Source organism: Microcystis sp. M53603_WE2, assembly GCF_030065435.1.
Map to the genome: position 1 here is coordinate 1 of NZ_JASJFF010001058.1, position 4,151 is coordinate 4,151.

Annotated in this window: 3 protein-coding genes; 2 read left to right on the forward strand and 1 reads right to left on the reverse strand. The window is 43.6% G+C overall.

The window, feature by feature from the left end; all coding sequences use genetic code 11:
* Positions 1–269: 269 nt before the first annotated feature.
* Positions 270–1,487, forward strand: coding sequence for an RNA-guided endonuclease InsQ/TnpB family protein (locus tag PX481_RS22280; protein ID WP_288096094.1), 1,218 nt, complete (start codon positions 270–272; stop codon positions 1,485–1,487).
* Between the two features lie 142 nt (positions 1,488–1,629).
* On the opposite strand, the gene PX481_RS22285 is transcribed toward PX481_RS22280, so the two are convergent.
* Positions 1,630–3,360 carry a diflavin flavoprotein gene (locus PX481_RS22285; RefSeq protein WP_002759277.1) on the reverse strand — a complete coding sequence of 577 codons (1,731 nt, stop codon included), beginning with the start codon at positions 3,358–3,360 and terminating at the stop codon, positions 1,630–1,632.
* A gap of 365 nt (positions 3,361–3,725) precedes the next feature.
* On the opposite strand from PX481_RS22285, the gene PX481_RS22290 reads away from it, so the two are divergent.
* Entirely contained in the window at positions 3,726–4,016 is a 291-nt protein-coding gene (locus tag PX481_RS22290; protein ID WP_147068862.1) for a hypothetical protein, read from the forward strand.
* Positions 4,017–4,151: the final 135 nt, after the last annotated feature.

Consider the following 4,151-nt stretch of genomic DNA (forward strand, 5'->3'; position numbering starts at 1 on the left):
GGTTCTTCGGTTTGTGTTATGTAATGGACGGGGGTTATAAGAGATGGAACCCTTATAGAGAAAGACATTGGACGATTTTTGTCAATTGTTTTTGATCTAGAGCGAGCTAATCAGTTAAATCTTTTGCCAGATAAGGATTTAGTCGATTTATGCCCCCCTATCGAACCATAACAAGTAACGAAGAGCCGAGTTTCTTTCTTTTCGCAACTGACTTGATATTATTAACAGACCTAGTTAGAATAGAGTACAGACACACACATCTTAACCCAATGAAAGCGAGGTATCAATACCGTATTTACCCAACAGACCAACAAAAGAGGCTTTTGTCTCAGTTGTTTGGGTGTGTGCGTGTTGTCTGGAACGATACCTTAGCTTACTGTCAAGAACTCTATCGACAAGGGGAGAAAAAGCCAAAATATACCGAGTTATCTAAAAGACTAACTCAAGTCAAAAAAACAGAAGAAAAACAGTGGTTAACCGAGGTTTCTTCTATCCCTTTACAGCAGTCTTTGAGAGACTTAGAGACAGCCTATTCTAACTTTTTTGCATCTTGCAAGGGAGAAAGAAAAGGAAAGAAAGTCAAACCTCCTAAATTTAAGAAGCGTAAATCTAAACAATTAGCAAGATTTACCGATAATGGTTTTACCGTTAACCAACACTGCGTTACTTTAGCGAAAATCGGTGATCTAAGAATAGTTTGGAGTCGTCCATTACCTTCTAAACCTTCTAGCGTCACCGTGATTAAAGATGCGGCGGATCGCTATTTTCTCAGCTTTGTTGTCGAGATTCAGTCCGAAATACTTCCCAATAATGGGGAGTCAGTGGGAATTGATCTAGGGATTGCTGCCTTTGCTACCCTCTCAACAGGAGAAAAGATAGACGCACCGAAACCGTTAAAGAAACGATTAAAACGACTAAGAAAAGCACAGAAAAACCTTTCTAGAAAACAGAAAGGAAGTAAACGACAGGAAAAAGCTAGGAAACGAGTAGCTAAAATCCACGCAAAGATTAAAGACACTCGTACTGATTTCTTGCATAAACTATCCACTAGAGTTGTTCGTGAAAATCAAACGATAATTTTAGAGGATTTAAACACATCGGGAATGGTTAAAAATCGCAAGTTATCCCGTGCTATATCAGATTTGGGATGGCGTTCTTTTCGAGATATGCTATCGGCAAAATCTGATAAATATGGGCGTGATTTTCGGATAATTTCCCGATGGGAGCCAACGTCTCAGCGATGTTCCTGTTGTGGGAATATCGGCGGTAAGAAAGCATTAAATATCCGTGAGTGGGAATGTCTTTTTTGTGGGACTTTCCATGATAGGGACGTGAACGCCGCAATTAATATCAAGGTCGCCGGTGGGCAATCGGAGACCTCAAAAAACGGACGCAGAGGAAGGTGTAAGACTTCTGTTAAAGAAGCAGCATCCCGTGAAGCGTCAACCCATCCAAAGATCGTTCAATTAAGTTTGTTTGATCTGTAGGGAATCGCCGTCCGTTTACGGCGGTGAGGATGTCAATGATCTTGTTTTACAAACAGTAGCAGAAGGATAGGGGAGAGTATTGTTCACTTTCGGGATCAGCCGAAACCCTTGTTTTTTGCGATCCCTTGCCCGTCACCATGAGTTAATAATAACTGCCAGATTTGCGATGATGGATGGCGGTTAAACCCTGGTGTAAAACCCTGCCTTTTTCTGCGATCACATAAAGCAGCCAATGATCACCGCACTCCATTCGTTGTTCTACCCGACATTCCAGATAAGCGAGCGCTTCGGCCAGAATCGGCCCACCGTTCTCAGCTTTAGTGGTTTCGATATTAGCAAAACGATCTTCTCCGGGGGAAAAAGGTTTAAGAAAATGCTTCATTAAAGCCAAATGTTGACCTTCTTGGAGGATATTAAGGACAAAAGGCGTACCGCTATAAAGCAGAGACTCGATCGCTCGTTCTTTCGCCACGGCAATAGTCAATCCGGGGGGGGTGAACGTCGCTTGCGACACCCAAGAGGCTAACATGGCGCCGCGCAATTCCCCCAATTCGCAGGTGACGATACAGAGAGAACCCACCAAACGGCCCAGGGCTTGCGATCGCCGATCGCTTTGGGATTGGTTAACATTAGTTTTCGGTTGTCTGCTTTTGCGAGCTTTTTTGACTGCTTGAGCGAAATCGGTTCCCGCTTCCTCACAGGTCTTTAAAATTGCCTCCGTGGGCTTAAATTTAACCCGAATTGGCTCAAAACCGAAGCGATAACCGCCATCCCGGAATTTACCTTCCAAAAGATCGATCGCTTCACCACTCCAACCGTAGGAGCCAAAAACCCCCACCAGCTTGCTTTTATCGCCATTTGCTAGGGTAATCCCCAAGGCGGTTTGGATGGGAGTCGGTGCGTGTCCCCCCAAAGTGGGGGAACCAAAGATAAAACCGACACTTTTTTCGATCGCCGTTTTGATCTCGTCTGGTTCAGCGAACTCGGCATTAATCGCCGTCACTGCTACTGCCGCTTTCGTGATTCCCATGGCGATCGCTTGAGCAAGGGTGGCGGTGTTGCCGTAGGCACTAGCATAAATCAGGGCGATTGTCAACTCTTGGGACTTTTGTACTGCTAACCATTGTTGATAGGAAAGGGTCAATTCGTGCATCCCGTAACGCACCAGAGGACCGTGACCAACGGCATAAAATAAGGGCGATTTAGCGGCTAATTTCTCCAAAGCGTTGCTAATTTGGCTGGCATAGGGAGCCATGAGACAATCGAAATAATAACGCCGATCTTCGTTATAAACGCTCCAACCCTCATCAAAAATTTGGTCGCCACAAACGTGCGCTCCGAATAATTTATCGGTGTAGAGAATATCGGTTTTGCTGTCGTAGGTACAGAGTTGATCGGGAAATCTGGGGTTAGGAGTGGGGATAAATTCTAATTGATGGTTTGCTCCTAAATTTAATATTTCTTCCCCCTTGACAACCAACAGATTTAATGCTTCGGTTTCAAGAATTTTTTTCAGGGAAATTGCCCCCGGATTAGAACAAACAAAAGTGACTTGAGGCGCGATTTCTAAAAGTGCCTTGAGGGTGACGGCACGATTGGGGTTAACGTGACCGAGAATAATATAATCAATAGTTTTCGGATCGATTCTTTTAGTTAAAGCCTCTAAAAATATGGACGAGAATGATTCCCCCGGGGGATCAAAAAGAGCGACCTTTTCACTTTTAATCAGATAACTATTGGCGGTGGTTCCCTTTTGTAATCCGTATTCGATCTCGAATTTTAACCGGTCCCAAGTGCGGGAACGAAAGACAAAAGTATCGGCGGCTATCGGTGCTACTTGTACATCTCTCGGTTTGACAATTGCATTATTCATAATTTTAGTTACCAGTTATCAGTTAAGTAGTCAAGTAGTTAAGCGGCAACTTGAGGCTGTGATCATTTTTTACTTGGCAAGTTTGGCATCAAAGTCAACACTTGATTTTTGACTAAATACAGCCTTTTATCGCTAGGGACGAGTGGGGAAATTTATAGGTTATCTTGCCAGCCGGAAGGACATCAATATCTAAAGTACACTATCTCTGGGAAGAAACCTAGCTTCTAGCAATTTGCTCGCGGGTAACGATACTCCTCTGGGGGGATTTGCCAGTCTATTGAGAAATTCTAAAGGGAACGTGATCCCCAGAAGCGAGGTGCTAGTCTGAGGAAAACCCTGCTCTCTCCCTATCAGGCAAAGTTTTTATGAGCTATCAGCACTCGTCTTTTGACTGCACTAGCGCCAATTTTGAGAAAGCCGCTTTGACTCATTTTCGCGCTCTTGTGGCTTTTTTACCAGATAATTGCCGTGTTTACCGGCAAACTTGGGAATTTTCTACGGTTCTCTGTCTCGATTTTCTAGCCTGTTTGCAGGGACTAGCAATCACCCGTCAAAATTTCGCCCATCTAGTTAATGTGACACAAGAACTGGGTTTAGGTCAAGCAATTATTTTGAAAGTAGGCAATAAAATCGTTGAGTGGCATCGTTTAAACTAAAATCTCAATTTTCGACCATCTCAACAGTCTAGAAAAAAATCGGCTCTCTCTGTTCTTTGTGTCTCTGTGGTTTATCTTTAACGCTTATAACTACCTCTTACCTCTGGGTGCATCTCATTTTTGCACTCTCAAAAA

Excerpts from the sequence above, each read along its gene's own strand:
- PX481_RS22280 (WP_288096094.1), top strand. The coding sequence starts at position 270 with ATGAAAGCGAGGTATCAATACCGTATTTACCCAACAGACCAACAAAAG.
- PX481_RS22285 (WP_002759277.1), bottom strand. The coding sequence starts at position 3,360 with ATGAATAATGCAATTGTCAAACCGAGAGATGTACAAGTAGCACCGATA.
- PX481_RS22290 (WP_147068862.1), top strand. The coding sequence starts at position 3,726 with ATGAGCTATCAGCACTCGTCTTTTGACTGCACTAGCGCCAATTTTGAG.